The sequence below is a fragment of the Rhizobium zaerense genome, from assembly GCF_051810725.1.
GTDB classification, from domain to species: Bacteria; Pseudomonadota; Alphaproteobacteria; order Rhizobiales; family Rhizobiaceae; genus Rhizobium; species Rhizobium leguminosarum_I.
The window spans coordinates 379,963-405,212 of record NZ_JBPWQY020000004.1 but is presented as its reverse complement, the minus strand read 5'-3'; the positions used below and the strand labels follow the sequence as shown (position 1 = coordinate 405,212).

General features: G+C 59.7%; 26 protein-coding genes, 1 tRNA gene and 1 rRNA gene. 20 read left to right on the top strand and 8 right to left on the bottom strand.

Going from position 1 to position 25,250, the window contains the following annotated elements:
- Nucleotides 1-16 precede the first annotated feature (16 nt).
- From ACS4RR_RS29835 to ACS4RR_RS29815, 5 genes are all read right to left on the bottom strand, one after another.
- On the bottom strand, nucleotides 17-991 hold the full coding sequence (locus tag ACS4RR_RS29835; protein ID WP_017967793.1) for a sialic acid TRAP transporter substrate-binding protein SiaP: 975 nt from the start codon (nucleotides 989-991) through the stop codon (nucleotides 17-19).
- A gap of 23 nt (nucleotides 992-1,014) precedes the next feature.
- The gene (locus ACS4RR_RS29830; protein ID WP_017967792.1) at nucleotides 1,015-1,773 is read right to left on the bottom strand and encodes a FadR/GntR family transcriptional regulator; all 759 of its coding nucleotides are present in this window, start codon (nucleotides 1,771-1,773) and stop codon (nucleotides 1,015-1,017) included.
- A 272-nt stretch (nucleotides 1,774-2,045) separates the two neighbouring features.
- Entirely contained in the window at nucleotides 2,046-2,966 is a 921-nt protein-coding gene (locus ACS4RR_RS29825) for an alpha/beta hydrolase (RefSeq protein ID WP_050561859.1), read from the bottom strand.
- A gap of 74 nt (nucleotides 2,967-3,040) precedes the next feature.
- Nucleotides 3,041-3,538, bottom strand: a complete 498-nt coding sequence (locus ACS4RR_RS29820) for a DUF4142 domain-containing protein (protein ID WP_017967790.1) — start codon at nucleotides 3,536-3,538, stop codon at nucleotides 3,041-3,043.
- A gap of 64 nt (nucleotides 3,539-3,602) precedes the next feature.
- Entirely contained in the window at nucleotides 3,603-4,427 is an 825-nt protein-coding gene (locus ACS4RR_RS29815) for a manganese catalase family protein (RefSeq protein WP_017967789.1), read from the bottom strand.
- Between the two features lie 195 nt (nucleotides 4,428-4,622).
- Here ACS4RR_RS29815 and ACS4RR_RS29810 point away from each other — a divergent pair, with 195 nt between their 5' ends.
- Nucleotides 4,623-5,135 carry a ferritin-like domain-containing protein gene (locus ACS4RR_RS29810; protein WP_162118918.1) on the top strand — a complete coding sequence of 171 codons (513 nt, stop codon included), beginning with the start codon at nucleotides 4,623-4,625 and terminating at the stop codon, nucleotides 5,133-5,135.
- 649 nt (nucleotides 5,136-5,784) lie between these two features.
- A complete protein-coding gene (locus ACS4RR_RS29805; RefSeq protein WP_456190525.1) occupies nucleotides 5,785-7,170 on the top strand; it encodes a sensor histidine kinase in 1,386 nt (461 codons plus the stop codon).
- 710 nt (nucleotides 7,171-7,880) lie between these two features.
- On the opposite strand, the gene ACS4RR_RS29800 is transcribed toward ACS4RR_RS29805, so the two are convergent.
- A complete protein-coding gene (locus ACS4RR_RS29800) occupies nucleotides 7,881-8,408 on the bottom strand; it encodes a sigma-70 family RNA polymerase sigma factor (RefSeq protein WP_017967784.1) in 528 nt (175 codons plus the stop codon).
- Between the two features lie 275 nt (nucleotides 8,409-8,683).
- Complete coding sequence (locus ACS4RR_RS29795; RefSeq protein WP_017967783.1) at nucleotides 8,684-9,004, bottom strand: hypothetical protein; 321 nt, start codon at nucleotides 9,002-9,004, stop codon at nucleotides 8,684-8,686.
- A gap of 144 nt (nucleotides 9,005-9,148) precedes the next feature.
- Between ACS4RR_RS29795 and ACS4RR_RS29790 the strand changes: the two genes are divergently transcribed.
- The 4 genes from ACS4RR_RS29790 to ACS4RR_RS29775 all read left to right on the top strand — a co-directional run bounded on the left by ACS4RR_RS29790 (nucleotide 9,149) and on the right by ACS4RR_RS29775 (nucleotide 10,281).
- Nucleotides 9,149-9,340, top strand: a complete 192-nt coding sequence (locus ACS4RR_RS29790) for a poly-gamma-glutamate hydrolase family protein (protein ID WP_170255638.1) — start codon at nucleotides 9,149-9,151, stop codon at nucleotides 9,338-9,340.
- A complete protein-coding gene (locus ACS4RR_RS29785; protein WP_170281520.1) occupies nucleotides 9,270-9,518 on the top strand; it encodes a poly-gamma-glutamate hydrolase family protein in 249 nt (82 codons plus the stop codon). The genes ACS4RR_RS29790 and ACS4RR_RS29785 overlap by 71 nt, the downstream gene beginning before the upstream one ends.
- A 111-nt stretch (nucleotides 9,519-9,629) precedes the next feature.
- Nucleotides 9,630-9,848 (top strand): type II toxin-antitoxin system MqsR family toxin, encoded by a 219-nt coding sequence (locus ACS4RR_RS29780; protein ID WP_260111326.1) that lies wholly within the window; start codon nucleotides 9,630-9,632, stop codon nucleotides 9,846-9,848.
- A 1-nt stretch (nucleotide 9,849) separates the two neighbouring features.
- Nucleotides 9,850-10,281, top strand: coding sequence for a type II toxin-antitoxin system MqsA family antitoxin (locus ACS4RR_RS29775; protein ID WP_222387214.1), 432 nt, complete (start codon nucleotides 9,850-9,852; stop codon nucleotides 10,279-10,281).
- Nucleotides 10,282-10,488: 207 nt separating this feature from the next.
- Here the strand turns inward: ACS4RR_RS29775 and ACS4RR_RS29770 are convergent, their stop codons facing one another.
- On the bottom strand, nucleotides 10,489-11,193 hold the full coding sequence (locus tag ACS4RR_RS29770) for a transcriptional regulator NanR (protein ID WP_260111327.1): 705 nt from the start codon (nucleotides 11,191-11,193) through the stop codon (nucleotides 10,489-10,491).
- A gap of 177 nt (nucleotides 11,194-11,370) precedes the next feature.
- On the opposite strand from ACS4RR_RS29770, the gene oiaX reads away from it, so the two are divergent.
- The 14 genes from oiaX to ACS4RR_RS29700 all read left to right on the top strand — a co-directional run bounded on the left by oiaX (nucleotide 11,371) and on the right by ACS4RR_RS29700 (nucleotide 25,168).
- Nucleotides 11,371-12,627 carry a 3-oxo-isoapionate-4-phosphate decarboxylase OiaX gene (gene oiaX, locus ACS4RR_RS29765; protein WP_162118957.1) on the top strand — a complete coding sequence of 419 codons (1,257 nt, stop codon included), beginning with the start codon at nucleotides 11,371-11,373 and terminating at the stop codon, nucleotides 12,625-12,627.
- Nucleotides 12,628-12,632: 5 nt separating this feature from the next.
- Nucleotides 12,633-13,970: a four-carbon acid sugar kinase family protein gene (locus tag ACS4RR_RS29760; RefSeq protein WP_222295876.1), complete on the top strand. Its 1,338-nt coding sequence runs from the start codon at nucleotides 12,633-12,635 to the stop codon at nucleotides 13,968-13,970.
- 111 nt (nucleotides 13,971-14,081) lie between these two features.
- A complete protein-coding gene (locus tag ACS4RR_RS29755; protein WP_260111328.1) occupies nucleotides 14,082-14,909 on the top strand; it encodes a phosphogluconate dehydrogenase C-terminal domain-containing protein in 828 nt (275 codons plus the stop codon).
- Nucleotides 14,910-14,984: 75 nt separating this feature from the next.
- The gene (locus tag ACS4RR_RS29750; protein WP_170255515.1) at nucleotides 14,985-15,926 is read left to right on the top strand and encodes a D-ribose ABC transporter substrate-binding protein; all 942 of its coding nucleotides are present in this window, start codon (nucleotides 14,985-14,987) and stop codon (nucleotides 15,924-15,926) included.
- Nucleotides 15,927-15,998: 72 nt separating this feature from the next.
- On the top strand, nucleotides 15,999-16,643 hold the full coding sequence (locus ACS4RR_RS29745) for a DUF2291 family protein (protein ID WP_222387217.1): 645 nt from the start codon (nucleotides 15,999-16,001) through the stop codon (nucleotides 16,641-16,643).
- Nucleotides 16,640-18,190 (top strand): sugar ABC transporter ATP-binding protein, encoded by a 1,551-nt coding sequence (locus ACS4RR_RS29740; protein ID WP_456190524.1) that lies wholly within the window; start codon nucleotides 16,640-16,642, stop codon nucleotides 18,188-18,190. The genes ACS4RR_RS29745 and ACS4RR_RS29740 overlap by 4 nt, the downstream gene beginning before the upstream one ends.
- Entirely contained in the window at nucleotides 18,187-19,251 is a 1,065-nt protein-coding gene (locus ACS4RR_RS29735; RefSeq protein WP_017957302.1) for an ABC transporter permease, read from the top strand. The genes ACS4RR_RS29740 and ACS4RR_RS29735 overlap by 4 nt, the downstream gene beginning before the upstream one ends.
- Nucleotide 19,252: 1 nt before the next feature.
- A complete protein-coding gene (locus ACS4RR_RS29730; protein ID WP_456190523.1) occupies nucleotides 19,253-20,287 on the top strand; it encodes a Gfo/Idh/MocA family protein in 1,035 nt (344 codons plus the stop codon).
- Nucleotides 20,284-22,146, top strand: coding sequence for a D-apionate lactonase (gene apnL, locus ACS4RR_RS29725; protein ID WP_222351008.1), 1,863 nt, complete (start codon nucleotides 20,284-20,286; stop codon nucleotides 22,144-22,146). The genes ACS4RR_RS29730 and apnL overlap by 4 nt, the downstream gene beginning before the upstream one ends.
- A gap of 55 nt (nucleotides 22,147-22,201) precedes the next feature.
- Entirely contained in the window at nucleotides 22,202-23,206 is a 1,005-nt protein-coding gene (locus tag ACS4RR_RS29720) for a dihydroxyacetone kinase subunit DhaK (protein WP_222295826.1), read from the top strand.
- A gap of 3 nt (nucleotides 23,207-23,209) precedes the next feature.
- Entirely contained in the window at nucleotides 23,210-23,851 is a 642-nt protein-coding gene (gene dhaL / locus ACS4RR_RS29715; protein ID WP_260111331.1) for a dihydroxyacetone kinase subunit DhaL, read from the top strand.
- 64 nt (nucleotides 23,852-23,915) lie between these two features.
- Nucleotides 23,916-24,425: a GNAT family N-acetyltransferase gene (locus tag ACS4RR_RS29710; RefSeq protein ID WP_260111332.1), complete on the top strand. Its 510-nt coding sequence runs from the start codon at nucleotides 23,916-23,918 to the stop codon at nucleotides 24,423-24,425.
- Nucleotides 24,426-24,788: 363 nt separating this feature from the next.
- Nucleotides 24,789-24,903: ribosomal RNA gene (gene rrf, locus ACS4RR_RS29705) — 5S ribosomal RNA — on the top strand.
- Nucleotides 24,904-25,092: 189 nt separating this feature from the next.
- Nucleotides 25,093-25,168, top strand: a tRNA-Leu gene (locus tag ACS4RR_RS29700).
- Nucleotides 25,169-25,250: the final 82 nt, after the last annotated feature.

Here is a 25,250-nt window from a genome sequence, read left to right as displayed (position 1 = left end):
AGGTGGCTTACGGGCTTTACTGGATCGCGCGAATTGCTTCCCAATCGGCCTTCTCGTAGCCGAAATCCTCGAATTTGACCTTTTCCATTACGGTCTTTTCGAAATCGGCTTTGTCGACTTCAGTGACATTCAGGCCCTTTTCCTTGAAGGTCGCAATCAGGCTGTTTTCCTTGCCGGCGATCGTCTTGCTCGTGCGCTCGGCGGCCTCCTGCATGACCTCGCCGAATATCTTCTTGTCCTCGTCGGAAAGGCTCGCCCACCGCGTCTTCGAGATCACGGTATTGAGGTGGTCGACGATGTGGCCGGTGAGGATGATGTTCTTCTGGACTTCGTAGAACTTCTTCGCCTCGATTGTCGTCAGCGGGTTTTCCTGCGCCTCGACCGTACCGTTCTGCAAAGCGAGATAGACTTCGGCAAAGGCGATCGGCGTTGTGTTGGCACCGCAGGCGCGCGGCATGGCGAGATAGGCCGGAACGTCAGGCACCCGGATCTTCAGGCCCTGCATATCGGCGCATTTGGCAATCGGCTTGTTCGATGTCGTATGGCGCGTGCCGTAATAGCTGACGGCAGCGATGTGGTTGCCGGTCTTGTCTTCATAGCCTTTGGCAAGACGCTTGAAGACATCGCTCTTTGTGTAGGCGATCAGGTGATCGGGACCGCGGAAGATATAAGGGAAGTAAGTCACACCGATCGGCTTGTAGTCGCGTGCCGCAAAGCTCGATCCCGAGATGATGATGTCGACCGTCCCGAGCTTGAGGCCTTGGTTGATGTCGGCTTCCTTGCCGAGCTGCGAGGCCGGATAGACCTCGATCTTGTAGCGCCCGTCGGTGCGCTTGTTGATCTCTTCCGCGGCCCAGACGGAATCCGTGTGGAAGGGCTCTGACGTTTCATAGACATGCGCCCATTTCAGCACTGTCTGGGCATGGGCGATCGCGCTGCTCGCCATGATCGCGGCTGCAGTGCAAAGTATCGTTGCCAGTCTGCTTTTCATTGCTCTCTCCTCCCGAGCTTGGGTTAAGTCTTGGCAGTTCCTTTCGGCGGCCGCTTGTTGCGTCCGCTCTCCTCTTCCTCCGAGAACTCCTCCCCGAAGCTCTCGGAAAACCTCTTCTGCGACATGGTGAGATGGGCGCGCATGGCCGCCTTGGCGCCGGCTGCATCCCCGGCCGCGATCGCGTCGCGAATGGCCCGATGCTCGTCCAATGCCCTGCGCCAGGTCGTCGGCCCCTCGAAGTGGCTGGCAAGCCTTGCGAAATAGGGGGTCATGCGCATGTCGAACATCTCGCCCGTCACCCGGATCAATGTCGCGTTTCCCACGATGGCAGCAATTCCGGTGTGGAAAGCGCGATCGGCATCGAGCACCGCGATTGCATCGTTGACCACGCCACTCATACGCGTCAGAGCTTCATCGAGCAGAGCGATGTCATCCGGTTTGGCGCGGCCTGCAGCTTCTTCGGCGATGGCGCATTCGATGAGGGCGCGCGCCTGCAGCAGCTCGAAAGGTCCCTCTACAGGCTCACGTTCGGCGCCTGCGACGATTGCGGCATTCTGGCGTATCACATAGATCCCGGATCCCATGCGGATGTTGACAAGACCTTCGACCTCCAGGACGATCAATGCCTCGCGGACGGTGGGACGTGAAACCGAGAGTTGCTCGGCCAGGTCGCGCTCGGCCGGCAGCCGTTGACCGACAGCAAGTTCGCCGCTCGCGATCATCAACCGGATCTGATCTGCGACCTGCCGGTAAAGGCGGCGTGATTCAACAGGCGAAAACATGATAGCCTCCCCAGCGGACTTTTCCTCAAATCCCGCAGCTGGTCAACTGGCCTGACCAATTGATCTACCGGTATCATTCACCGAGGGGTGCGTCAATGCGCCGCGCAAAAATGCTCCTTGGGACGAGTCATGGCCACGTCCGGTGCGCTCGGCGGAGAAACCATGCCGCTGAAGGCGGCAGAGACGAAGCGGCGGCTAACTCTTCCCCGCGGACGAATACGGTTTGATGCAGGAGCCCGACCTCGAAAGACCGGCGCCACGGGGATTGATGCCTAACCCCCTCGGGGAGATTTAGCCTGACCATTGTCAAGGCGGCGCGATATCCACTCCCTGACAAGGCCATTTGCCTTTGCCGCCAACTTCGTGGGAAATCGATTAAAACCATGCGGCGCCTCCGGGAAAACGACGCAGTCGGCGTTACCGTTTTGCTGTTGCCACTGGTGGCTCATTGACAGGCTGTCATCAATGATCGGATCAAGTGCCCCAGCGATGAACAATGCGTGTGGAAGCTTGGACAGATCGGCGAACCGGGGGCCGCGAGCCTCACGTCCGGAAAGGCTCGGCGTCAAACGCTGAAGGTTTCGAAGCGCCGATGGCCCGTCGATGACAAGGCTTCTTCCCGTTGACCGTCGCAGACTTTCCGAGCCCGTCAGATCAAAGCCGCCGCACATGGAAATGAATCCAGCAACGGCTTCCGCCTTGCCGCGTTGGCGCAGATGAAGCAGCGCTTCGGCCGCAAGATGCGCGCCGGACGACTCTCCACCGAGGATGATGCGCTCGACCTGAAGCTCGGCGAGATGCTCGACGAGCCAATCGACTGCCGTCCTGCAGTCGTGCACAGTGTCGTCGAGCCGATCATCGACGGCGTTATGAAAATCGACGGCGGCCACCAGAGTCTGGCAGCGCCCTGCGATCGGGCGGGTAATGCCGTCGTCGAGACGGGCATTACCCATCACCCAGGCACCACCATGGAAATGGACATAGAGGCCATGAGGGGCCCCCTTCGGCACGATCAGCCTTAAGCCGATTTTCCTGCCGTTGGCGGCAGCGAAGCGGCTGACCGCTTCGCCGTGGCGGATCGCTCGATCGGGCACCAGCGACTGCACCGCCTTGGTCATCGCTTGAACGCATTTAGCGTTCCAGCGCCGATCAACGTGATAACGGGGAAGAATTCCGAGGACGGCATTAAACATTCGGGCGCGGCTAAGTTCTTGCGTGGTGAAGGACAGTGTCCCCTCACCTGCTTCGTCCCCGATCGTCGCTCCTCTCACTTCGAGGTCAGCCCTTCTATTCTCGTCAGGTGCATTCTCAGATCGGGCAGAATCTTCTGCGAGGCCCGCTTCAATGCCCCATCCGGGCCATTTTTCGAATAATCTGAAAAGAGCCCCACGGCCTCCTGATGCGCAGTCACCTGCGTCGAAAGATAGGCTTGGTCCAGGTTTTCCCGGTCGCTTTGCTGCAGCGCTTCGAGCTTCTTCTTGTGCTCATCGTCGAGGGCAGCTGGCGGTTGGACTCCATCTTCGTTGGCGGCGTCCGCCAGAATAGGGCCGGCTCGCCCATGATCTTTCAACATATCGCCGGCGAACTGCTTTGCATCTTCGGCCGCGCCCCTGGCGACTTCAATCTCGGCGGTTTTGAGTTCGAACATGTTTGACATCGCGGCGCGGGTGGCGAAATCCACTGCCTTTTGACGGGCAGCGTCATCGGCAGCCAAGGCGGGCGTTGCGATCAGCAAAACAAAGCAAAGATTGAATTTGAGCTTCATCGTTATTCTCCAAGTGCGCAGGGCGAAGACGGGCGAAGGACCAATCGCCCGCCCACTTTCCGGCTCAACTCTGCTCGGCTTGTGCGCCGCTATCAGGCTTTGCGGGGCCAAGAACGGGCTTCTGTCCCATGGGCTGCGGCACCATTGTCTTGAAGCTTCCCTTGCCGTCGATCGACTTGCCGTTGGACCATCGTCCCGGTACCGGCTCGCTGCCATCCTGCTGAAATCCAAGATAGGCGTAGCTGAACTCCTGCAGCTCTTTCTCCTGAGGGAAGCTGTTGGGGATCGGGAAGACCTTCGATGGCCCGCCCAGCTCCTCGAGTGCCGCCATCCATTGGTTTTGGTGCATGGTATCGCGGGCGATGAGGTAGGAGAGCATCTCCTTCATCCCGCGATCATTGGTGAGGTTGAACAGTCGCGTCGCCAACACACGACCGGTGGATTCCGCAGCGACATTCGCGGTCATATCGGCTGCGATATTGCCGCTGGCATAGATGTGCGACATGTCGAACGGGACGCCGTCCGAATCGACGGGCATGGCCGAAAGACCGGCCGAAAGAAGGCTTTTCATGTTCAGTCCACCGAGAACCGCGCTTGCCACGGGGTCTGCCGCAACTTCTTCCTTAACCGAGACAGGCGCGCCTTCGAGGTTCAGCGCCACCGCGGTCGCCAGCATCTCGATATGCCCGAGTTCTTCCGCCGCCGTGTTCATCAACAGGTCCCGAAACTTCGGGTTGCCGCGGGCGCCGCACGCTTGAAAGAAATATTGCATGGCAACCCTGATCTCGCCCTCGACCCCGCCGATCGCCTGTTGCAGCGCGCGGGCGAAATGGGGATCGGGCGTCTCGACCCGCACCGGGAACTGCAGCTTTCCATCAGTGTAAAACATTCAACTCTCCTTCTTGAGGGGCGCTCGCCACATCCGACGAGTGGACCTGACATTCAGAAGCTGCCCCAACAACAAATCTGAGAGGCAGTTCCCGCCGTTCGGAAATATCCGGGAATTGGATACCGTGTTTCGGGCCGAGGTGCGGAACCAGGGCGGTTGATCGTGGTTAGGCGTCAACCAACAAGGAGGACTAAAATGCCAGGAACCGAGATTAGGGAAGTCTTCATCGCCGGTTTGAAAAATGCCCACGCCATGGAAAACCAGGCGCTCAGCATCATGAAACCGCAGCTCAAACGCATAGAGAATTACCCGGAGGTTGCCCAACGGCTCGACGCGCATATCCGGGAAACCGACGGGCAGATCGTCCGTCTGGAGGAGATCCTTGACAGTCTGAACGAGGACAAGTCGACGCTGAAAGATATGGCGCTATCCTTCACAGGGTCCATGGCAGCCCTCGGCCATACGGTTGCAGGCGACGAAATCCTGAAGAATTCGTTCGCCAATTTCGCCTTCGAAAATTACGAAGCGGCAGCTTACAAGTCGCTGCTGGTGGTTGCCGAGTCAGGTGGATATGGCGCCGCCATGACTGGGCTTCGGGCAAATCTGAACGAGGAGTTGGCAATGGCTGAATGGCTCAATGACAATCTGGTCGCTGTCACGGAAAAGTTTCTCTCGCTGCGACAGGTGGGCGAGACGGCGAAGGTCTAGGTTCGGCATGACCAATCAACTTCCCCTGTCCGAGACCGACCTTGCCCCGACGAGGAAATCGGCGCGAAAACATCGTGGCCTCGCTAGCCAGCTTCTCTCAAGCCGCAAGCTCGTCAACTGCCTGACCAACACAGGTAACATCGCTTGGTTGTAGGTCAATCCGCCGCACAAACTGAAAAAGGAGAGTTTACTCGCGGGCCGAGAACGACCTCGATCCCCGCCTTTCTGCCCTCATGGCTCGTCGCGACCATGGAACAGATACCGCTGCCCAGGAAATAGTGGCTTACCGGCTTCCTGAAACCGACAAGGCCAAAATCGCGCGGGAGAGAGACTGACTCGAGAATGCTCTCTAGAACCGGAAGTTCCGGATCCGCCAACCGCAATAGGATGAGATTTTCGCTTTTGAAAGGTTGCATCGCTCTGCCCGCCTTGTTTGGCAAGAGCACGCGGTCTCCCAGCCGCGAGCGCCATGAAGTCTGCTGGGCGATGACGAACCCCGAAGGATGGCCAATTGCGATACATTTGACCTACGGCGCCTCTTCAGCACGCGGGTCGCCGACCGGGTTTGGTACGCAATCGGACGCGTCGAGAAATTCCTTTAGCAGGTGCTAAAGTTTCACCTAAGGTAATCCGGCTGGGGGGCACTGGTATGGATCAATATTCCTTCCCGAGCGACGAAGCTGAAATCTATCGCCACATTGTCGAGAGCGCGCTGGACTACGCAATCTTTGCCATGGATCTCGATGGCACTGTGGCGACCTGGAGTGCTGGTGCGGAACAACTCTTCGGCTATTCGGCATCCGAGATGATCGGGCAAAATGGGATCATCGTCTTTTCGTTCGAGGATCAGCTCGCCGGAGCACCGCTCAAAGAGAGGCGGCTTGCGCTAGCTAACGGTCGCGCCGACGACAATCGGTGGCACGTCAGAAAAGACGGCAGCATGTTCTGGGCGTCAGGGTTGATGATGCCGCTTCGCAACGACGTGGGCGGGATTTACGGCTTGATCAAAATCGTCCGGGACCGGACCCTGACGCTTCAGCAGGACGAAGCGTTGCGCGCCAGCGAGGAACGCCTCCAGCTTATTCTCAAAAGTGCAATCGATTATGCGATCTTCGCCTTTGATCAAGATGGGCGGATCATCAGCTGGAACACCGGGGCTTGCCGTATTTTTGGCTATCAGGAAGATGAGATTCTCGGTCACGATGCACGCATTCTCTTCGTACCGGAAGACCGTACCGAGGGCGACGGGGCGCTTGATCGCGAGATGGAGACGGCGCGTGAGCGCGGTCGTGCTGAAAACGAACGATTTCACTTGCGTAAGGACGGATCGACCTTCTGGGGCAGCGGATTGACCATGCCGCTGCGCGCCCATCATCAAAAAGCCGGGTATCTCAAGGTACTGCGAGATGACACCGAGCGTCACTTTGCAGATGAGCACCAGCAAATCATGATGCGCGAGATGAGTCATCGCGTCAAAAACAGCCTCGCACTTGTCGCTGCGATGCTCGCGATGCAGGCCCGCTCGGCCGAACATCAGGAAGTGGCAGCGGCCTTGCGCGATGCTGAAGCGCGTGTCGGCACCATTGCCCAGGTTCACGACCAATTGTGGCGCCAACCGAACATCGAAACGGTGGAACTGGCGGATTTTCTGTCGAGCCTGTGTCAGCGCCTGCAGCAGGCGGCGTCAAAGCACACGGTTTCGGTCGACGCGGATGCGTGCGTTATCGATGCAGACCGGGCAATCCAGCTTGCCCTTCTCGTCAACGAACTGGTGACGAATGCCTTTAAGCACGCTTATGCCGATATTTCAGGCACCGTCACCGTCCGTGCGCGCGCCACCACCGACGAAATCTGCCTTGAAATCGCCGATGATGGAAAAGGATTCCCGGATGGATTTTCCGTCTGCGAAAATGGTGGCAAGAGCTTGGGCATGAAACTCGTGCGCGTTCTGGCGCAGCAGCTGAGGGCCGAGCTTCACATCGAGAATCGGCGGCCCGGCGCGAGTTTTGTGATCCGTGTACCCCGAAATCCGTGACAGGGTTCCCGGCAGCCCGAAAGCTTTGCCAAAACTGCTCAAAGGCCAAATATGGATATGGCTGCTGTCTTAAGGCGCAAGCTGTTATTACCGAGATCACAAAGATGCCGGTATGAGCGCAGGCTCCCTCCCGCTGGAAAGTGGCCTTGCCGCACCGGATCAGGGTATTGTTCATAACTTGCTATTGAAGGTTTGCCCACCGAGGCCTTTGAACCGCCGGCCGCCGATGCCAGACCGTCGAGCTGCCATTGAGACATGTGCTGGTCGAGTCCGACCAGCCGAACGAGCATGCCTGATTGGTCGAAAGCGGTCTGGTATCGATGGTGGCGACGAACGTCGAAGACGAAGCGAGGTCGGACATGCCGGATATGAGGGCATGGCAGGACTGCATGTCATCGAAGGAATGAGAGCGATTAGGTCGACCCGCGCCAACGTCAGGATTCTCGACCGAGAAAGGCTGGAGGAGATCGCTACTGGGAGCTACGTCATTCCGGAACGGGAACCCGGGGGCGTTTGATCGGACTGGCGATCCGGCGTTCCACTAGAGCATGATCCCGAAAAGTGTGAGCGTTTTTCGGACGACATCATGCTCGAACTACACAATGTCGAAGAGGATTCAGACTAAGCCGAACCGGCCTAAAATCATCCTGTTATAGCCGGAGCTTCTGATCGTCTCCAAGAACAGCACGATCAAAAGAACAGGCCGATGATCAGTCGCGAAGATGGTTTCCGAGCATCAACTGCAGGGACTCGCGGGCGCGGCTGACGCGGCTTTTCAGCGTGCCGATCCGGCACCCACACATTCTCGCGGCTTCCTCGTAGCTGTTACCGGCAGCCACCAGTGTCAGGGCGCGGCGCCTGTCGTCGGAAAGAAGTGTGAGTGCCTGCTGCAGTTCGTGTTCCCGCAGCGCCCATTCCTGGGTCGGCGCGCTCGCAATCCGTTCTACCATCACGTCAATTCCCGTCGGTTCGCGTTTCTGTTTGCGATAATTGGTGCAGAACGTGTTTCGAAGGATGGTGAAAAGCCAGGATTTCAAGGAGGTGCCGGGGCGGTAGAGATGAAGCGAGTTCAATGCCTTCAACAAGGTTTCCTGCACAAGATCGTCGATATCGTCGTTGCTGCGCAGGAACCTTCGGGCAAAGACGCGCAATGCCGGCGTCAGTGCAACGATTTCTAGCTCGATTGCGGACTTGTTTTTGTCGTCCGACGCAGAATGTATGGAAGATACTGACGCCATTTTTCTCTCTCTCCGGATGAGAGGGAAAAGTTCTGGACGTCCTAATCGTTGCCGTACGATATCAGACAAACACGTCATTTGACCCGGTCGCCCCGTTTCGCGTTGGTGAATCACGTCATCGCAAAAGGAGAGCAAGCGGCCTCAAGCCGTCGCGCCGCCAGCGGTCCTGCCCGATTGGACCGCTTACTGAAGTTTGCCCATGCAAAACCCCCGAGGTTGGGTTGCCAACTTTCGGGGGTCAGGTTCACGAGGCGGAGTTTTCGTGAAGGAGCCGATCAATTGTTGTGAGCCGCGCAGGCTTCATCCATCGGGGTGGCGTTGCTCGTACCGCCCTGTGTTTGAAGCTTAGCAGAGTTGTTGACCGGATTGGGGCACTTGGTCTTGTCCATCTTCATTGTGCCGCTGGTCGTGGAACCCGTTGTGGTGGTATCCGTTGCCATCGGCTTCTTGGTCTTCGTGTCGCTGGCTGCGCCGCCACCCTGGTCGGCTTGGTTCTTGTCGATGGTGGCACCTGCGGGGGCCGGATTCGATTGGGCGAAGGCGGATGTGGCCATGCCGAGAGCCAATAGTGACGCTGCTACGAGTTTCATACGCATTGTAATGTCCTCCTTGGGATCCTTGCATGCTTGACCCACTCAGAACCACGTTCTTAGATCATTGTTCCGGCTGCAGCCGACAAAATGCACTACCGTGCCCACAGCCATCGCGCGCGGGGGTGCATGAGAAACTGACGGACAAGGATCGGTACGAAAGCCTCGAGGCGCTATCCGCCTCCGAACAGGAGGGCGTCGACTTTCGGATCGTACCGTACTTCCGTTGCCATCGTCGCTCCGCACGGCAGCCATATAGAACCGCACACGTCTGAAATCGCCGTCAGCCATCGACGGCGAGGATTTTTCGCTTTTATTCATTCGAAGGCTGAGTCCGGCTGAACATCATCGCGAGTTGCACGTCATCTCGGATCGGTTCGACGAACCGCGGGCGCTCGCGCTGGTCGAGGCCTGCAAAACTGTGTTGGGCGTGCATGGGCGAGCAGATGACGCCGACGCCGATGACGCCTGGTTCGGTGGCCTCAATTTGCAACACGTGACCGGATCATCGCCGCGCTGATCGGTGCCGGATTCGCCGCCGTGGCCGGGCGACCCGGCAGAGTCTGGCGGGCGGCGCCCGCAACAATTTCTGCAACCGCTGCAAGAGCCGCAAAGGCGCCCAGCTCCAAATTTGCCCGATGCAGTAGCACTGGGCTTCTACCGCAATGGCATTGCCGATGCCATCCATGGGATGAACAGGCGGATGTTCTACAAGTCGATGACGACCTTCGCCGATCATCGAGTCTGTCAGGACGTCTATCATGTCTCGGCACAGGGAATGGTGCTTTACATGAAGTTTCAGGCGGACGTGGTGACAGAGTTCACGCTCATCTCGTTCAAGGAGAAATGAGATGGCAGTTGCGGAAAGGATATATCCGGAGACGATGGTCTCTCCCGAAACTGGGGAGACACTGCATCGCGACGTCCGGCCGTTCATCGTGACCTACAAGGGCAAAAGCATCACGGTCGAGCTGCCGGGCTACTATCGGGAGAGCGGCGACGAGGGAGTTCATGTCGGTAACGACATGGCCGTGACCGATCTTGCACTCCGGGCGCTGAAGGAAGAGATCGACGGCGTTCCATCGCCATCGACGATCCAGAGGATCCGGCGGAAGCTGAAACTCTCCCAGCGCGAAGCCGGCGGTCTGCTCAAAGTCGGCGAAAACGCCTTCGACAAATATGAACGGGGACTGATGGAGCCGAGTGGCCCGACGAGCCAGTTGCTGCGTCTCCTCGATCGCCACCCCGAGATGATCGAGGAACTGCGCCAGCCGGCGACATGAAAACGGCCGCCGCGCCATTCGAAGCGGTCAGCCTGTTGCATACTGTCAATCAGGCTGCTTTCGCGCCGGCGTCATCGAGACCTTCGATCGGCGTCCAGCGCGAAGCCGTCTTCGTCGGCTTTACCACGACCGCATGAATGGAGTCTCTCATGTCCAAGGGCCCCATGACGCCAGGGATGGTTCCGACGGGGGTCAAGGGAATAGCGACTACTTCGCGTAAAGCGCTCGCGACCGCTCGAGATGCTTGAGGAGTGCCGTTTCCGAGCCATCCACGTCGTTTGCTTCAAGGCGGTCGACGATTTCGTCGTGTTCGGCGAGCGTGAATTTTTCCTTGCCGGTCCAGATCAGCATCTCGGTATGATATTCCTTCAGCCAGGCAAGCATTGCTTCGCTGACGGCAACGTAGATCGGGTTGCCCGATATCTGCGCGATGCGGGTGTGGAATTCCATGTCCGCGTCGATGAACTCTTCAGCCCGCCCAAGCGACATTCGCTGGCGTTCGATAACGTTCCTGAGATCGGCGACATCACTTGCCGAGGCGCGCTGCGCGGCCTCGCGCGCCATGCCCCGCTCAAAGAAGATGCGCGCAGTCTTCAGATATTCCAACGAGTCCGACGATTGCGACAGCATGATCTTGGCAGTGAGATCGACCTGGCGGAATATCGATCTTGCCGTCAGCCTGAGGACCTTCGCCCGCTCGCCATGCGAAATGCTGACAAGACCTTTGTTGGCAAGGGACTGCATGGCCTCCCTGATTGCCGGCCGACCGACACCGAAGCGTTCCATCAGCACACGCTCGGAGGGCATTTCGTCGCCGGGCTGAAGCTCGCCCGAGGTGATCATTCGCTCAAGTCGATCAAACACTTCGTCAGAGAGTTTCCGGCGGACGATTTGTTCGAGGGGCTGGGTCATCACATCTCGCTGGCTCAAAATGTCTCCTCCTAACAGTTTCCGGGTCGAGAACAAAGCTGTCGGCGAAAATTTGCGGATCCGAAGATTCCACTTTTCATCACTTGGAATACTCATTATACCAGATCATGAGTTAACGCCATGGCAATCTCCAGGGCGAGAGGAGCAACCGTCCGTTTCATGATGATTACCCTGACCTACCGTATCGAAACGCCCGGCAGCGTCGAGGCGATGGCGGAAAAGATCGCGAGCGACCAGTCGACCGGCACCTTCGTGCCCGTTCCCGGTGAAACAGAAGAGCTGAAGTCGCGCGTCGCCGCCCGCGTGCTGGCGATCCGCCCCCTCGAAGATACGCGTCATCCGACCTGGCCCGAGGTCGTCCCGGGCACGCTGCTTCGTCGTGCCGATGTCGACATCGCCTTTCCGCTGGACGCGATCGGCACCGACCTTTCGGCATTGATGACCATTGCGATCGGCGGCGTCTATTCTATCAAGGGCATGACCGGCATCCGCATCGTCGACATGACGCTGCCCGACGCGTTCAAAAGTGCGCATCCCGGACCGCAGTTCGGTATCCCTGGGAGCCGTCGGCTCACCGGCGTCGAAGGTCGCCCCATCATCGGAACGATCGTCAAACCGGCGCTTGGCCTCAGACCACATGAGACGGCAGAACTCGTCGGCGAGCTGATCTCATCCGGCGTCGACTTCATCAAAGATGACGAAAAACTAATGAGCCCGGCCTATTCGCCGCTCAAGGACCGCGTTCAGGCGATCATGCCGCGCATACTCGATCACGAGCAGAAGACCGGCAAGAAGGTGATGTATGCCTTCGGCATCTCGCATACAGACCCTGACGAGATGATGCGCAACCACGACATCGTCGCCACTGCCGGCGGCAACTGCGCCGTCGTCAACATCAACTCGATCGGGTTCGGCGGCATGAGCTTTCTGCGCAAGCGCTCCAACCTGGTGCTGCACGCGCATCGAAACGGTTGGGATGTGCTGACGCGCGATCCGGGCGCCGGCATGGATTTCAAGGTCTACCAGCAATTCTGGCGGCTGCTGGGCGTCGACCAGTTCCAGATCAACGGCATCAGGGTCAAGTATTGGGAACCGGACGACAGTTTCGTCTCGTCCTTCAAGGCCGTCAGCACGCCGCTCTTTGACGCCTCCGATTGCCCGCTTCCGGTTGCCGGTTCAGGCCAGTGGGGTGGACAGGCGCCGGAGACCTATCAACGGACCGGTCGCACCGTCGATCTTCTCTATCTCTGCGGCGGCGGCATCGTCAGCCACCCCGACGGACCGGCCGCCGGCGTTCGGGCCGTGCAACAGGCCTGGCAGGCAGCAGTCGCAGATATCCCGTTGGAGGTCTATGCAAAAGATCATCCGGAGCTCGCTGCCTCGATTGCAAAATTCAGCGACGGCAAGGGCGCGTGACCGCGATGCATGGACCTCTCGTCAGCTATTACGGGGACGACTTTACCGGCTCCACCGACGTGATGGAGGCCCTGGCCTCGAACGGCGTGTCGACCGTGCTCTTCCTCGACATTCCGACGCCGGAACTGCTCGCGCGTTTTGGAGATTGCCGTGCAATCGGCATTGCCGGGACAAGCCGCAGTGAGACCCCCTTATGGATGCAAGAGCACCTTGCGCGCGCTTTCGAGTGGCTGAATTCGCTCGGCGCTGACATCTGCCACTACAAGGTCTGCTCGACCTTCGATTCCAGCCCCGAAATCGGCAATATCGGCAAGGCGATCGAAATCGGCCGATCGGTCTTCGGCCAATCCGTCGTGCCCGTCATCGTCGGCGCTCCGCAACTGAAGCGCTATACGGCATTCGGCAACCTCTTTGCCGCTTACCAGGGCCGGATCTTTCGCATCGACCGCCATCCCGTCATGAGCCGCCATCCAGTCACACCGATGGACGAGGCGGACCTTGCGGTGCACCTGTCGAAGCAGACCCGCCTTCCCGTCATGCTCGCCGATCTCGTCGCCATCGCGGCGAAGGATGCCGATGCGCGTATCGACGGGCTGACGTCGGGTTCAGAGGGGATACTGCTCATCGACGTCGATTCCGAGGCGACGCAGGAGGCCGCGGGCCGGCAGTTGCTTCGTGCCGCCGGCCGTTCGGGAAGCTTCGTCGCCGGCTCCTCGGGGATCGAATATGCCCTGCTCAGCGCATGGCGGCGGAGCGGCTTCATCGGCGAAAGCAGCGCCGAGTTTCCTGATATCGGCCCTGTCGACCGCCTCGCCGTCGTATCGGGCAGCGTATCGCCGACGACCGAGCGCCAGATCCGGTCGGCTGTCGAGAACGGCTTCGAGAGCATCGCGCTCGATCCACTTGCACTGGTCTCGGAGCATGGCGACGACGCGGTAAATGCTGCCGTGGAGGCTGGAACCCAGCAGCTTAGACAGGGCAAGAGCATCATCCTGCACACGGCGCTTGGACCGTCCGCGGATCGCGGCGCCGACATCGACAGAATTCCGGGGGCTCGTCACCGGCTCGGCGGCGCGCTCGGCGCGATCTTGCGCCGCCTGATCGAGAACGAAGGGCTTTCACGTGCGGTCGTCGCAGGCGGCGACACATCAAGTCACGCACTCAGGCAGTTGAAGATCGACGCGCTGACGACGCTTCTGCCGCTGCCTCAGACGCCTGGTTCTCCGCTTTGCCTTGCGCATGGCGACTATCAGCCGACCAACGGCCTGCAGATCGCCCTCAAAGGCGGTCAGGTCGGGACTGACGGCTATTTCACGCAGATCCGCGATGGAAGGAAACACTGATGGTTTCACCGATCCGGTTTGGCGCAGAAAAAAGGTCGGATCAAGTGATATGGTGATTGACTCATCATACCAGTATGTGATCCTATCCAGAAACGGAAAAGGTGAGGAAACATGACTAAGATTGCCCTCTTCGGCGCAGGCGGGAAAATGGGATACCGGCTCGCCAAAAATCTCAAAGGCTCGCGTTTCGAGGTCCGCCATGTCGAGGTAAGCGACGCAGGCAAGGCTCGTTTGAAGAATGATCTCGGTGTCGATTGCGTATCCGTCGATGTCGGGCTCGACGGCGCCGAGGTGGTGATCCTTGCCGTGCCGGACACGGCGATCGGAAAAGTCGCGGCAGGCATCGTCGACAAGCTCGCATCAGGCACCATGGTGATCGCGCTTGACGCTGCGGCTCCCTTTGCCGGCCACCTGCCGAAGCGCGATGATCTTACCTACTTCGTCACCCATCCCTGCCATCCGCCGATCTTCAACGACGAGACGGACATGCAGGCGAAAAAGGACCACTTCGGCGGCCTCTTCGCCAAGCAGCATATCGTCTCGGCACTAATGCAGGGTCCCGAAAGCGCCTACGCGCTTGGTGAGGAGATCGCCAAGCTGATCTGGGCCCCAGTCATGCGCTCGCACCGGGTCACGGTCGACCAGCTTGCGATGCTCGAACCAGGCTTGTCGGAAACCGTCTGCGCATCGCTGCTGGTCGTCATGCGAGAGGCCATGGACGAATGCGTGGCACGCGGCGTCCCTGAACAGGCCGCCCGCGACTTCCTGCTCGGCCATATGAACGTGCTCGGCGCGGTCATTTTCAAGGAAGTCGACGGCGTGTTTTCAGATGCCTGCAACAAGGCGATCGAGTTCGGGATCCCGGCGCTGATGCGCGACGACTGGAAAAAGGTATTCGAACCGCAGGAGATCGCCGAAAGCATCCGGCGCATCACCTGAACCGGCTTGGGGAGGCAAGCCCTCCCCTCAACCGCCCCAGGGAGAAGGGGCTTCATTCACAACAGGGAGGAAAATATGAAACTGACGCGCAGACTGACACTTGCAGCTTTTGCCGGCGCATTGGCGCTCGGAACGGCTCTTCCGGCCTTTTCGGCCGATCTCATCGCCATCATCACGCCGGCGCATGACAATCCCTTCTTCAAGGCCGAAGCGGTCGGCGCCGAAGCCAAGGCTAAGGAGCTCGGCTACGAAACGCTGCTCATGACGCATGACGACGACGCCAACAAGCAGTCCGAAATGATCGACACGGCGATCGGGCGCGGCGCCAAGGCGATCATTCTCGACAATGCCGGAGCTGACGCCTCCGTCGCGGCCGTCAAGAAGGCAAAGGATGCAGGAATCCCCTCCTTCCTGATCGACCGCGAAATTAACGCGACCGGCGTTGCCGTCGCCCAGATCGTCTCGAACAACTATCAGGGCGCCCAGCTCGGGGCGCAGGAATTCGTCAAGCTGATGGGCGAGAAGGGCAATTACGTCGAGCTGGTCGGCAAAGAGTCCGACACCAATGCCGGCATCCGCTCGCAAGGCTACCACGACGTCATCGACGACTATCCGGACCTGAAGTCCGTCGCCAAGCAGTCGGCCAACTGGAGCCAGACGGAAGCCTATTCGAAGATGGAAACCATCCTCCAGGCAAATCCCGACATCAAGGGCGTCATTTCAGGGAATGACACCATGGCCATGGGTGCGATCGCTGCGCTGCAGGCGGCTGGCCGCAAGGACGTGATCGTCGTCGGCTTCGACGGTTCCAACGACGTGCGCGACTCCATCAAGTCGGGCGGCATCAAGGCAACGGTCCTGCAGCCTGCTTATGCGCAGGCTCAGTTGGCGGTGGAACAGGCCGACGCCTACATCAAGAACAAGACGACGCCAAAGGAAGAGAAGCAGTTGATGGATTGCGTTCTCATCAATGCCGACAATGCCGGCAAGCTCGAAACCTTCGCCCTGAAGAACTGATCAGCAGCGACTTGCGGAGGGCGCAGCGCTGCGCCCTCCGCAATGCATTTTGCAAGACGTCGAGGTTTAAGCATGTTGAAAGTGAAGGGCGCCCTGCTTGCTGCCATCGTGGCGGCGGCCTTGCCCGGTTGCAAGATCATCAAGACGCCGACGGCTGAGGAAAAGGCGGCAGCAGCGGCCAAGACCGCCTTCGATCCGAATGCAAAGGTCGAGGCGATCTGGCAGTCCGAGGCAGTGCCCTATTTCGAGAAGCGTGCCGGCGACCTGAAAGACGTCATGCAGCTTTCCGCTTCCAGTCCCGACGCCGCCGGCGAGAAATACGGCAATCCCCGCAAGCAGAGCAGCTCGCCATGGACCTATGCGGTGAAGATCACCGGCAAGGTTGTCGCAGCTGATACGGCGTCGCGCGCGGCAACGCTCGATGTCGACGCCGATGGCGACGGCAAGGCCGACGCCAAGGTCCAGATCGGGCCGGCGCTGCGCGGCACGGCGCTGCGCGACACGCTGGAGTTCGTCAATTTCAACGAATTCAAGAACCAGATTGAGTGGGCGCAATTCGGCAAGGCCTTCAACGAGAAGGCCAATACGGCTTTTCTCTTCGCGATCCCGCGCGAAGGTCTGGTCGGCAAGACGGTGACCACAATCGGCGCCTTTCCGCTGCCGAAGAGCGGCGAGCTGCCGCTCATAACGCCTTCGGAACTGAAGGTCGGCCCATGACCACAGGAGAGGCACAAAAAGACGACATCATCCTGCGGCTCGACGATGTGTCGAAGGTCTATTCTGGCATCGTCGCCGTCAAGCGCGCCAATCTTGAGCTGCGCCGCGGCGCAGTGAATGTCCTTGTCGGCGAAAACGGTGCAGGCAAGTCTACCCTGATGAAGATCATCGCCGGTGTCGAGCGTCCGACGCTCGGCCGCATCATTCTGGATGGCAAGCCTGTCTCCTTCGACAGCCCGGCCGATGCGCAGGCGCACGGCATCGGCATGATCTTCCAGGAGCTCAATCTCTTTGCCAACATGTCGGTCGCCGAGAATATTTTCGCCAGGCGTGAGATCACCCGCGGCATCCTCGGGATCGATCACAAGGCACAGGTTCAAAAGGCCAATGCGTTCTTGAACCGTCTGGATGCCGGGATCGAGGCGGATACGATGGTCGAGGATTTGCCGATCGGCCAGCAGCAACTCGTCGAGATCGCCAAGGCGATGTCATTGAATGCCCGGATCCTGATCATGGACGAGCCGACGTCGGCGCTTTCGGCAGCCGAAGTCGAGATCCTGTTCAAGGTGATCGCCGAACTGAAGGCACAGGGTGTCGCAATCGTCTATATCTCCCACCGGCTCGAAGAGCTGATGCGCATCGGCGACTACATCACCGTGCTGCGTGACGGTCACGTCACCGGTGAAGCAATGGTCCGCGACATCGACACGCGCTGGATCGTGCGCTCGATGATCGGCTCGGATGCCAAGGATTTTGCAAAATCCGTGGACCACGTCGTCGGAGCCGAGATGTTTCGCGCCGAAAATATCAGCCTGCCGCGGCCGACAGGCGGTCTTTCGGTCAACGATGTCTCGCTGTCCGTCAAGGCAGGCGAAATCCTCGGCATCTACGGTCTGATGGGTGCAGGCCGCAGCGAATTCTTCGAATGCGTGATCGGTCGCCACACACACTCGACCGGCAAGATCTTCATCGACGGCAAGCAGGTTCGTGCCCGCGACACCACGCGGCGCATCCGCCGCGGCCTTGCGCTCATTCCGGAAGACCGGCAACGCGAAGGTCTGGTCCAGGTGCTCTCGATCGCCTCTAATCTGACGCTGGCGAGCCTTGGCCGCTTCACCCGGCTCTTTCATATCGACAGGGGTGCGGAGAAGAGTGCCATTCGCGATGCAATCCGCGATCTTTCGATCAAGGCGCCGAACCCGGATTTCGAGGTGACCTCAATGTCCGGCGGCAATCAGCAGAAGGTCGTCATCGGTAAGGCGTTGATGACCAATCCAAAGGTGCTGCTGATGGACGAGCCGAGCCGCGGCATCGATGTCGGCGCCAAGGCCGATGTGTTCCGAACCATGCGGCGGCTGGCGGCAAACGGGCTCGCCATTTTGTTTTCGACTTCCGACCTCGAAGAGGTCATGGCGCTTTCCGATCGCATCGCGGTCTTGAGCAACGGCCAGCTGGTGGCCGTCTTCGACCGCAACGAGGCGACGGAAGAAGCCATCATCGCGGCTTCGGCCAAGGGACACGGACATCAAGGGAAAATCGCGTCATGATGGCGGCAACATCAACCACTCTTGCGCCGAAGGGTGCCAACGGCTCGGCGCTTCTGACACTGATGAAGCTCAGGACGTTCATCGCGTTGTTTGCAGTTATCATCTTCTTTGCGATCTTCGCCCCGAACTTCACCTCGACGGCGAACATGATCCTGATGTCGAAGCATGTGGCGCTAAACGCCTTCCTGGCGATGGGCATGACCTTCGTCATCATTACAGGCGGGATCGATCTCTCGGTCGGATCGATCGTCGGGCTTTGCGGCATGGTCGCCGGCGGTCTGATCCTTTACGGCATCGAACTGCCGATCGGTTACACGATCTTTTTCAACCTCTTCGAGATCGTGCTGATCACCTTGTCGATCGGCCTGCTCATCGGGTTGATCAACGGTCTCTTGATCACCAAGCTCAACGTCGCGCCCTTCATCGCCACGCTCGGCACACTCTACATCGCCCGCGGTCTCGCTTTGCTGTCGTCGGACGGGCAGACCTTTCCGAACCTTGTCGGCCGGCCGGAATATGCCACGACCGGCTTCGATTTCTTCGGCGCGGGACGCATTCTTGGTCTGCCGGTGTCGATCTGGATTCTGATCGTGCTGGCGCTGCTGGCCGCCTATGTCGCCCGTTCGACGCCGATCGGCCGTCATATCTTCGCCGTCGGCGGCAATGAGCGGGCCGCGCGCATGTCCGGTATCCGGGTCGATGTCGTGAAAATCTTCGTCTACATGTTCTCCGGACTTTGCGCGGCCATCGTCGGCGTCGTCATCTCCTCCGAACTGATGGCAGCCCATCCGGCGACCGGCGAAAGCTTCGAACTCAATGCAATTGCCGCAGCCGTGCTCGGCGGCACCTCGATGTCGGGCGGCCGCGGCACGATCGGCGGTACGATCATCGGCGCCTTCGTCATAGGCATCCTCTCCGACGGATTGGTGATGATGGGCGTCTCCTCGTTCTGGCAGATGGTCATCAAGGGCCTCGTCATCATCATTGCCGTCGTCGTTGACCAGGCGCAGCGCCGCCTGCAGCAGCGCGTTACCCTCATGCAGATGGCAAAGGCAGGTTGATATGACGGAATTGAAAGGGGCTTTGATCGGTTGCGGTTTCTTTGCGATCAACCAGATGCATGCCTGGAACGACGTTCGGGGCGCCGGCATCGTCGTAATTTGCGATCGCGATCCCGAGCGGCTGAAAATCGTCGGCGATCAGTTCGGCGTCAATCGTCGCTACGGCGATGCCGAGGCTATGTTTGCCGATGGCGGGTTTGATTTCGTCGACATTGCCACAACAGTCCAAAGCCATCGCTTTCTCGTCGAAATGGCGGCGCGGAACAAGGTGCCGACCATCTGCCAGAAGCCATTCGCCAAGACCTTGTCGGACGCGAAGGCGATGGTCGAGGCGTGTCGCAATGCCGGCATACCGCTGATGGTGCACGAGAACTTTCGCTGGCAGACGCCGATCCAGGCGGTGCGCAAGGCGCTGGCGGCCGATGTCATCGGCACGCCCTTCTGGGGCCGCTTCTCCTTCCGTTCGGCCTACGACGTCTTTTCCGGCCAGCCCTATCTCGCCGAAAGCGAACGGTTCATCATCGAAGACCTCGGCATCCATACGCTCGATATCGCCCGCTATATCCTTGGCGACGTTCGATCGCTCACCGCCCGGACCAAACGGGTCAATCCCAATATCAAGGGCGAGGATGTCGCGACCATCCTGCTCGATCATGAAAACGGCGCCACCTCGGTGGTCGACGTCAGCTACGCCACCAAGCTCTCGAAGGAACCGTTCCCCGAGACCTTGATCGAGCTCGACGGTCCGGAGGGCACGATCCGCCTCACCCAGGGTTACGGCCTTGAAGTCACCAACGCCAAGGGCACCACCATCAGTGACGTGTCGCCGAAGCTGCTGTCATGGGCCTCGCGGCCCTGGCACAACATCCAGGAGAGCGTCTACGCGATCCAGCAGCATTGGGTCGATCAGCTGGAGCGCGGCGCGGAACATTCGACGTCGGGGGCCGACAATCTGAAAACTTTTGCGCTCGTTGAGGCCGCCTATGACAGTGCGGCCAGGGGACAGACGATCGATGTCGGAGCGATGCTGCGATGACGATCGATGCGTTCCAGCTCTACGGCACTAATCTCGTCGATCCGCCTTCGGTTCGCCTGAGAGCCGGAAAATTGGAAGCTGATCTCGCCAACGGTAACCTCCGCACCATCCGCTACGATGGAACCGAGGTGCTGCGGGCGATTTCCTATCTTGTTCGCGACCGGGATTGGGGCACTTACAGCCCCGAAATCGCTGATCTCAGGATCGAGCAGAGTGACGATCGTTTCGAGGTCGCCTATCTCGCCCGCTGCGAGGGATCGGAGGATACAAAGCTCATCATCGATGTTCGCATCACCGGAAGTCTGGATCGGCTTGACTTCGAGGCCGAAGCCATCGCCCCCACCGGCTTCGAGACCAACCGCTGCGGTTTCTGCATCCTGCATCCGATCGTCGGCGTGGCAGGTTCACCGGCGACGGTCGAGCATGTCGACGGACGGACCGTGGCAACACGGTTTCCCGATGTCATCGAGCCCTGGCAACCGTTCAAGGACATGCGGGCCATCACCCACGCGGTCATGCCTGGCGTTCAGGCCGAATGCCGGATGGAGGGCGACACCTTTGAGATGGAGGATCAACGGAACTGGTCGGACGCATCGTATAAGACATATGTCAGGCCGCTCGCCCTCCCCTGGCCCTACCGGATTGCCGCTAATCAACCCGTTCGGCAAAAGACGTCGCTGATCTTCAAAGATGCAGGCGATGCCACGCGGCATCCTCCCACTGCGGCGTTAGGTGGCGCCATAAAACTCGAGCTCGGGGCCTGCACCGGCACCATGCCTGATATCGGAGTGATCATCACACCCGAAGAGGCAGATGCAACTCTCTCGGCAAAGTCCTTGCTGTCGGAGATCGCTCCCCAGGAACTCCTCTTCCATTTCGACCCCAGTGCCGGGCACGGCGTCGACGCGCTCGCGCAGTTCGCCGTACTCGCCGCGGCCCATCGCGGCCGCTCGACGCTGGAGATCGCCCTTCCCTGCAGGTCGTCCCCCTCAAGCGAGGCGGCCGAGATTGCCCGCCAGATGCAACTGGCGAAATTCCGGCCGGATGCGATCATGGTCTCGCCTTCCGTCGACCGGCAGTCGACGCCGCCCGGCAGCAAATGGCCGGATTGCCCGCCCCTGGATGAGGTCTATGCTGCAGCCCACGCCGCCTTTCCCGGTATTCGCATCGGCGGCGGCATGCTGAGCTATTTCACTGAACTCAACCGGAAGCGCGTACCCGACGGACAGCTCGACTTCGTCAGCCACTGTACCAATCCGATCGTGCACGCGGCCGACGACCTCAGCATCATGCAGACATTGGAAGCGCTGCCCTTCATCACGCGGTCGGTGCGAGCGATCTATGGCGACAAGCCCTACCGGATTGGTCCATCGACGATCCCGATGCGGCAGAACCCCTATGGCAGCCGCACGATGGACAATTCGGCGGGCGCGCGTATCCCTATGGCCAATCGCGACCCACGCCACAATGGGCGTTTCGCGGAGGCCTTCGCGTTCGGTTACGCGATACGGGTGCTCGATGCCGATCTGGAATGCCTGACGCTCTCGGCCGTGTCAGGCCCGTTCGGTTTGATCGCCGGTCCTGATGAACCGGTGGAGCAAGGCGGTCGGCGGCCGCTATTCAACGCCGTGCACAGATTATCCCGATTGGCTGGCTCATCCTGGCAGGAATGCGTCTCCTCCTCGCCCTCCGAGGTCCTGTCTTTCGTTGCGCGGAATGCCGCAGGCGCCAGGCTTCACGTCGTCAATCTGACGGGCGAAGAACGAAAGGTCGATTGCGGCGCATGCCGGCCGGCAGATGCGGGCAAAGAGTTGCTGCTCGCGCCGTTTGCGACCGCAGCCCTCCCGCTGGCGGATTGACCTTCGGCGGCGCAACCGCATTTATACAGGCGGAGCTCGCACTGGGAGGATCGGCATGAAGACGAAGAAGCTTATCAATGCCGGCGCAGATGCCGTCGATGAGATGCTGCAAGGCGTTCTGGCGGCGCATCCGCGCCATCTGTACGCCGTGGAGAACATGCCCCGCGCGATCATTGCCAGAAACGGGCCCCGCAAGGGCAAGGTCGGCCTGGTCATCGGCGGCGGATCGGGGCACGAACCGACATTTCTGGGGTTTGTCGGCAAGGGGCTGGCGGACGCGGCCGCAATCGGCAACGTCTTCGCGTCGCCGCCGCCCGATCCGATCGTCGCCTGCGCGATGGCGGTCGACGGCGGCGCCGGCGTGCTATTCATGTATGGCAATTATGCCGGCGACGTGATGAACTTCGACATGGCCACCGAGATGCTTGCGCTTGACGAGATCGAAGTGCGCACCGTCCTCACCACAGATGACGTGGCGTCGGCCCCTGCCGATCAGCGGGACAGACGACGCGGCGTCGCGGGAAACGTCTTCATCTTCAAGGCCGCCGGTGCGGCATGCGATCTCCTCTACTCTTTCGATGACGTCGAGCGCGCTGCCCGCCACGCCAACGCGCGGACCTATACGATGGGTGTGGCGCTCTCGCCCTGTTCGCTGCCTCAGACTTTGAAACCGAACTTCCTGATCGGCGACGACGAGATGGAGATCGGCATGGGCATTCATGGCGAGCCCGGCGTGGCGCGTGAGCCGCTGAAATCGGCCGACGTGGTGACCGACGAACTCATGGACAGCATTCTTCGGGAGATGAAGGCGGACCGCGGCGATCGTGTCGCCGTGCTCGTCAATTCGCTGGGCTCGACCCCGATGATGGAACTGTACATCATGATGCGGCGCGTGAAGTCCCGGCTGGACGACGCGGGCCTTATCCTCCATACGTCGCTCGTCGGGAATTACTGCACCTCGCTCGAAATGGCCGGCGCGTCGATCACGATCATGCACCTCGACGACGAGCTTCAGCGATTGATCGACCACCCCTGCGATTGCGCGATGTTTACGAGGTAGTCGATGACATTTACGACCGAAGATCTGCAGCGTTTGTTTGCCGGGATTGCCGAGGATATCGCGGCGGAACGAGATCACCTTTGCGAACTGGACGGTGCCATTGGCGATGGGGATCACGGCCTTGCCATGGATGCCGGCTGCCAGGCCGCGGCGAAAGCGATCGGAGAGCTTGACGCCGGGATCGCGCCGACAGCCGCATTCAACGCCGCGGCAAAGGCATTCCTGAATGCAGTTGGCGCTTCGTCCGGCCCGCTTTATGCCACGGCCTTCATGCGCGCCGGAGCCGCCGCCAAAGACAAGCAGACATTGAGCGATGATGACTTCCTGCGCGTCTTTGCGGCAATGGCAAAGGGAATCCAGGAACGCGGAAAGGCCGAACCCGGTGAAAAGACGATGGTCGACGCGTGGAGGCCCGCTGCCGACGCGGCACTCGAAGCGTGGCAGTCGGGAAAGCCCCTCGCCCAATGCTTGGAGGCAGCGGAGCGCGCGGCGCGGTCAGGCTGTGACGCGACCAGCAACATGACGGCGGCCAAGGGACGGGCTTCGCGATTGGGGGACCGCGTGATCGGACACATCGATCCCGGCGCTGCGTCTGCCGCTATCATCATCGCGGCAATGACAAAATTTACTCGTTCCGTCGATTAATAGAAGGGCACGTCTAAACGATAGTGAAGCAGGGCCTCTCGAGCCGAAACAAGGATGTCAAGACATGCATATTCGAAGGGCCGTCTCTGCTGACGCGGAGGAGCTGAGCAGTCTTTTAAACGAGATCATCCTTGCCGGCGGAACAACCGCACTCGAGACGCCGCTTTCGGCTGCCGAGTTTGCGGACTGGTTCATCGATGGAGAGTTTCCTCTGACCTGCCATGTTGCAGAGCACGATCAGTCGCTCGTCGGTTTTCAGTCCCTGAGCTTATACGGCGATCCGCCGAAAGGCTTCGCCGACATCGCGACTTTTGCCCGTATGCACCCAAGGACCGCAGGCGTCGGCAGCGCTCTCTTCCCCGCAACCCGAGCGGCAGCGGAAGAATTCGGGCTCGAATTCATCAATGCCACCATTCGCGCCGACAATGTCAGTGGCCTTGGCTATTACACAAAGATGGGCTTCGAGACCTATGATCGGCTAATCCAGGTTCCGCTTCAGGACGGCACGCCGGTCGACAGGATCAAGAAACGTTTCAGAGTGCACGGCAAGCACCACACCATATCCGACGCCTGAAACGTGTTCGATGGCGCTGTGGGAGTGCTTGGGCTCCAAGGGCCAGATCGGTTTCAGCCGTCCGCAGCGTCAACGGTTGTCGGAGACGCCGATAGGCCGATACAGCGCGGTTCGGATCTGGCGCATCGATGATGCCAGACTTTTGTCCTGACGCGCCAATGGCGCTGCGGACGGCCCGCGCTACCATGCGCAGACGGCTTCTGGCCTGTATGGCTGCCACAAGCATCTGCAGGTGGAATGGTTCCAAAGACGTGTTCAAAACGAGCGAAAAGGACAGCTGCAAAAATCTATTCGCTACTCGCTATTCCCTATTCGCTCCAAACAAACCTAGCTTCTCAAGACAACAAATTTGCGCTTTGCCGATCGGGTGGTTATGGCGGGGTGGCTGCACCCGTTCCCTTTCCGAACACGTCCGTGAAACGCCTCTGCGCCCATGGTACTTCGTCTTAAGACGCGGGAGAGTAGGTCGCCGCCAGGTCTGCAAAAAGCAACTTATCGCATGCGGCCGGAGCAGTAAGGCTTCGGAAAGCTGCATGCGAAATCAAAGACAATCTTCTCAGAACAAACTACGGCCAAAAGCCGAGACAAAGGGCCGCTCACAAGCGGCCTTTCTGCATTGAATAGGCAGACAAGAAATACCATATTTGCCATAGGCAAAATCAAATAGTGCGGGTGGAGCAGCCTGGTAGCCCGTCAGGCTCAGAACCTGAAGGCCGCAGGTTCAAATCCTGCCCCCGCAACCAAATCTCGGAAATTTGCCCATTGATGTATTGGCCCTTGAGCTCCTCACCATAGCGGTCGAGGAGCTCTTTGCGTCTTGCCTCC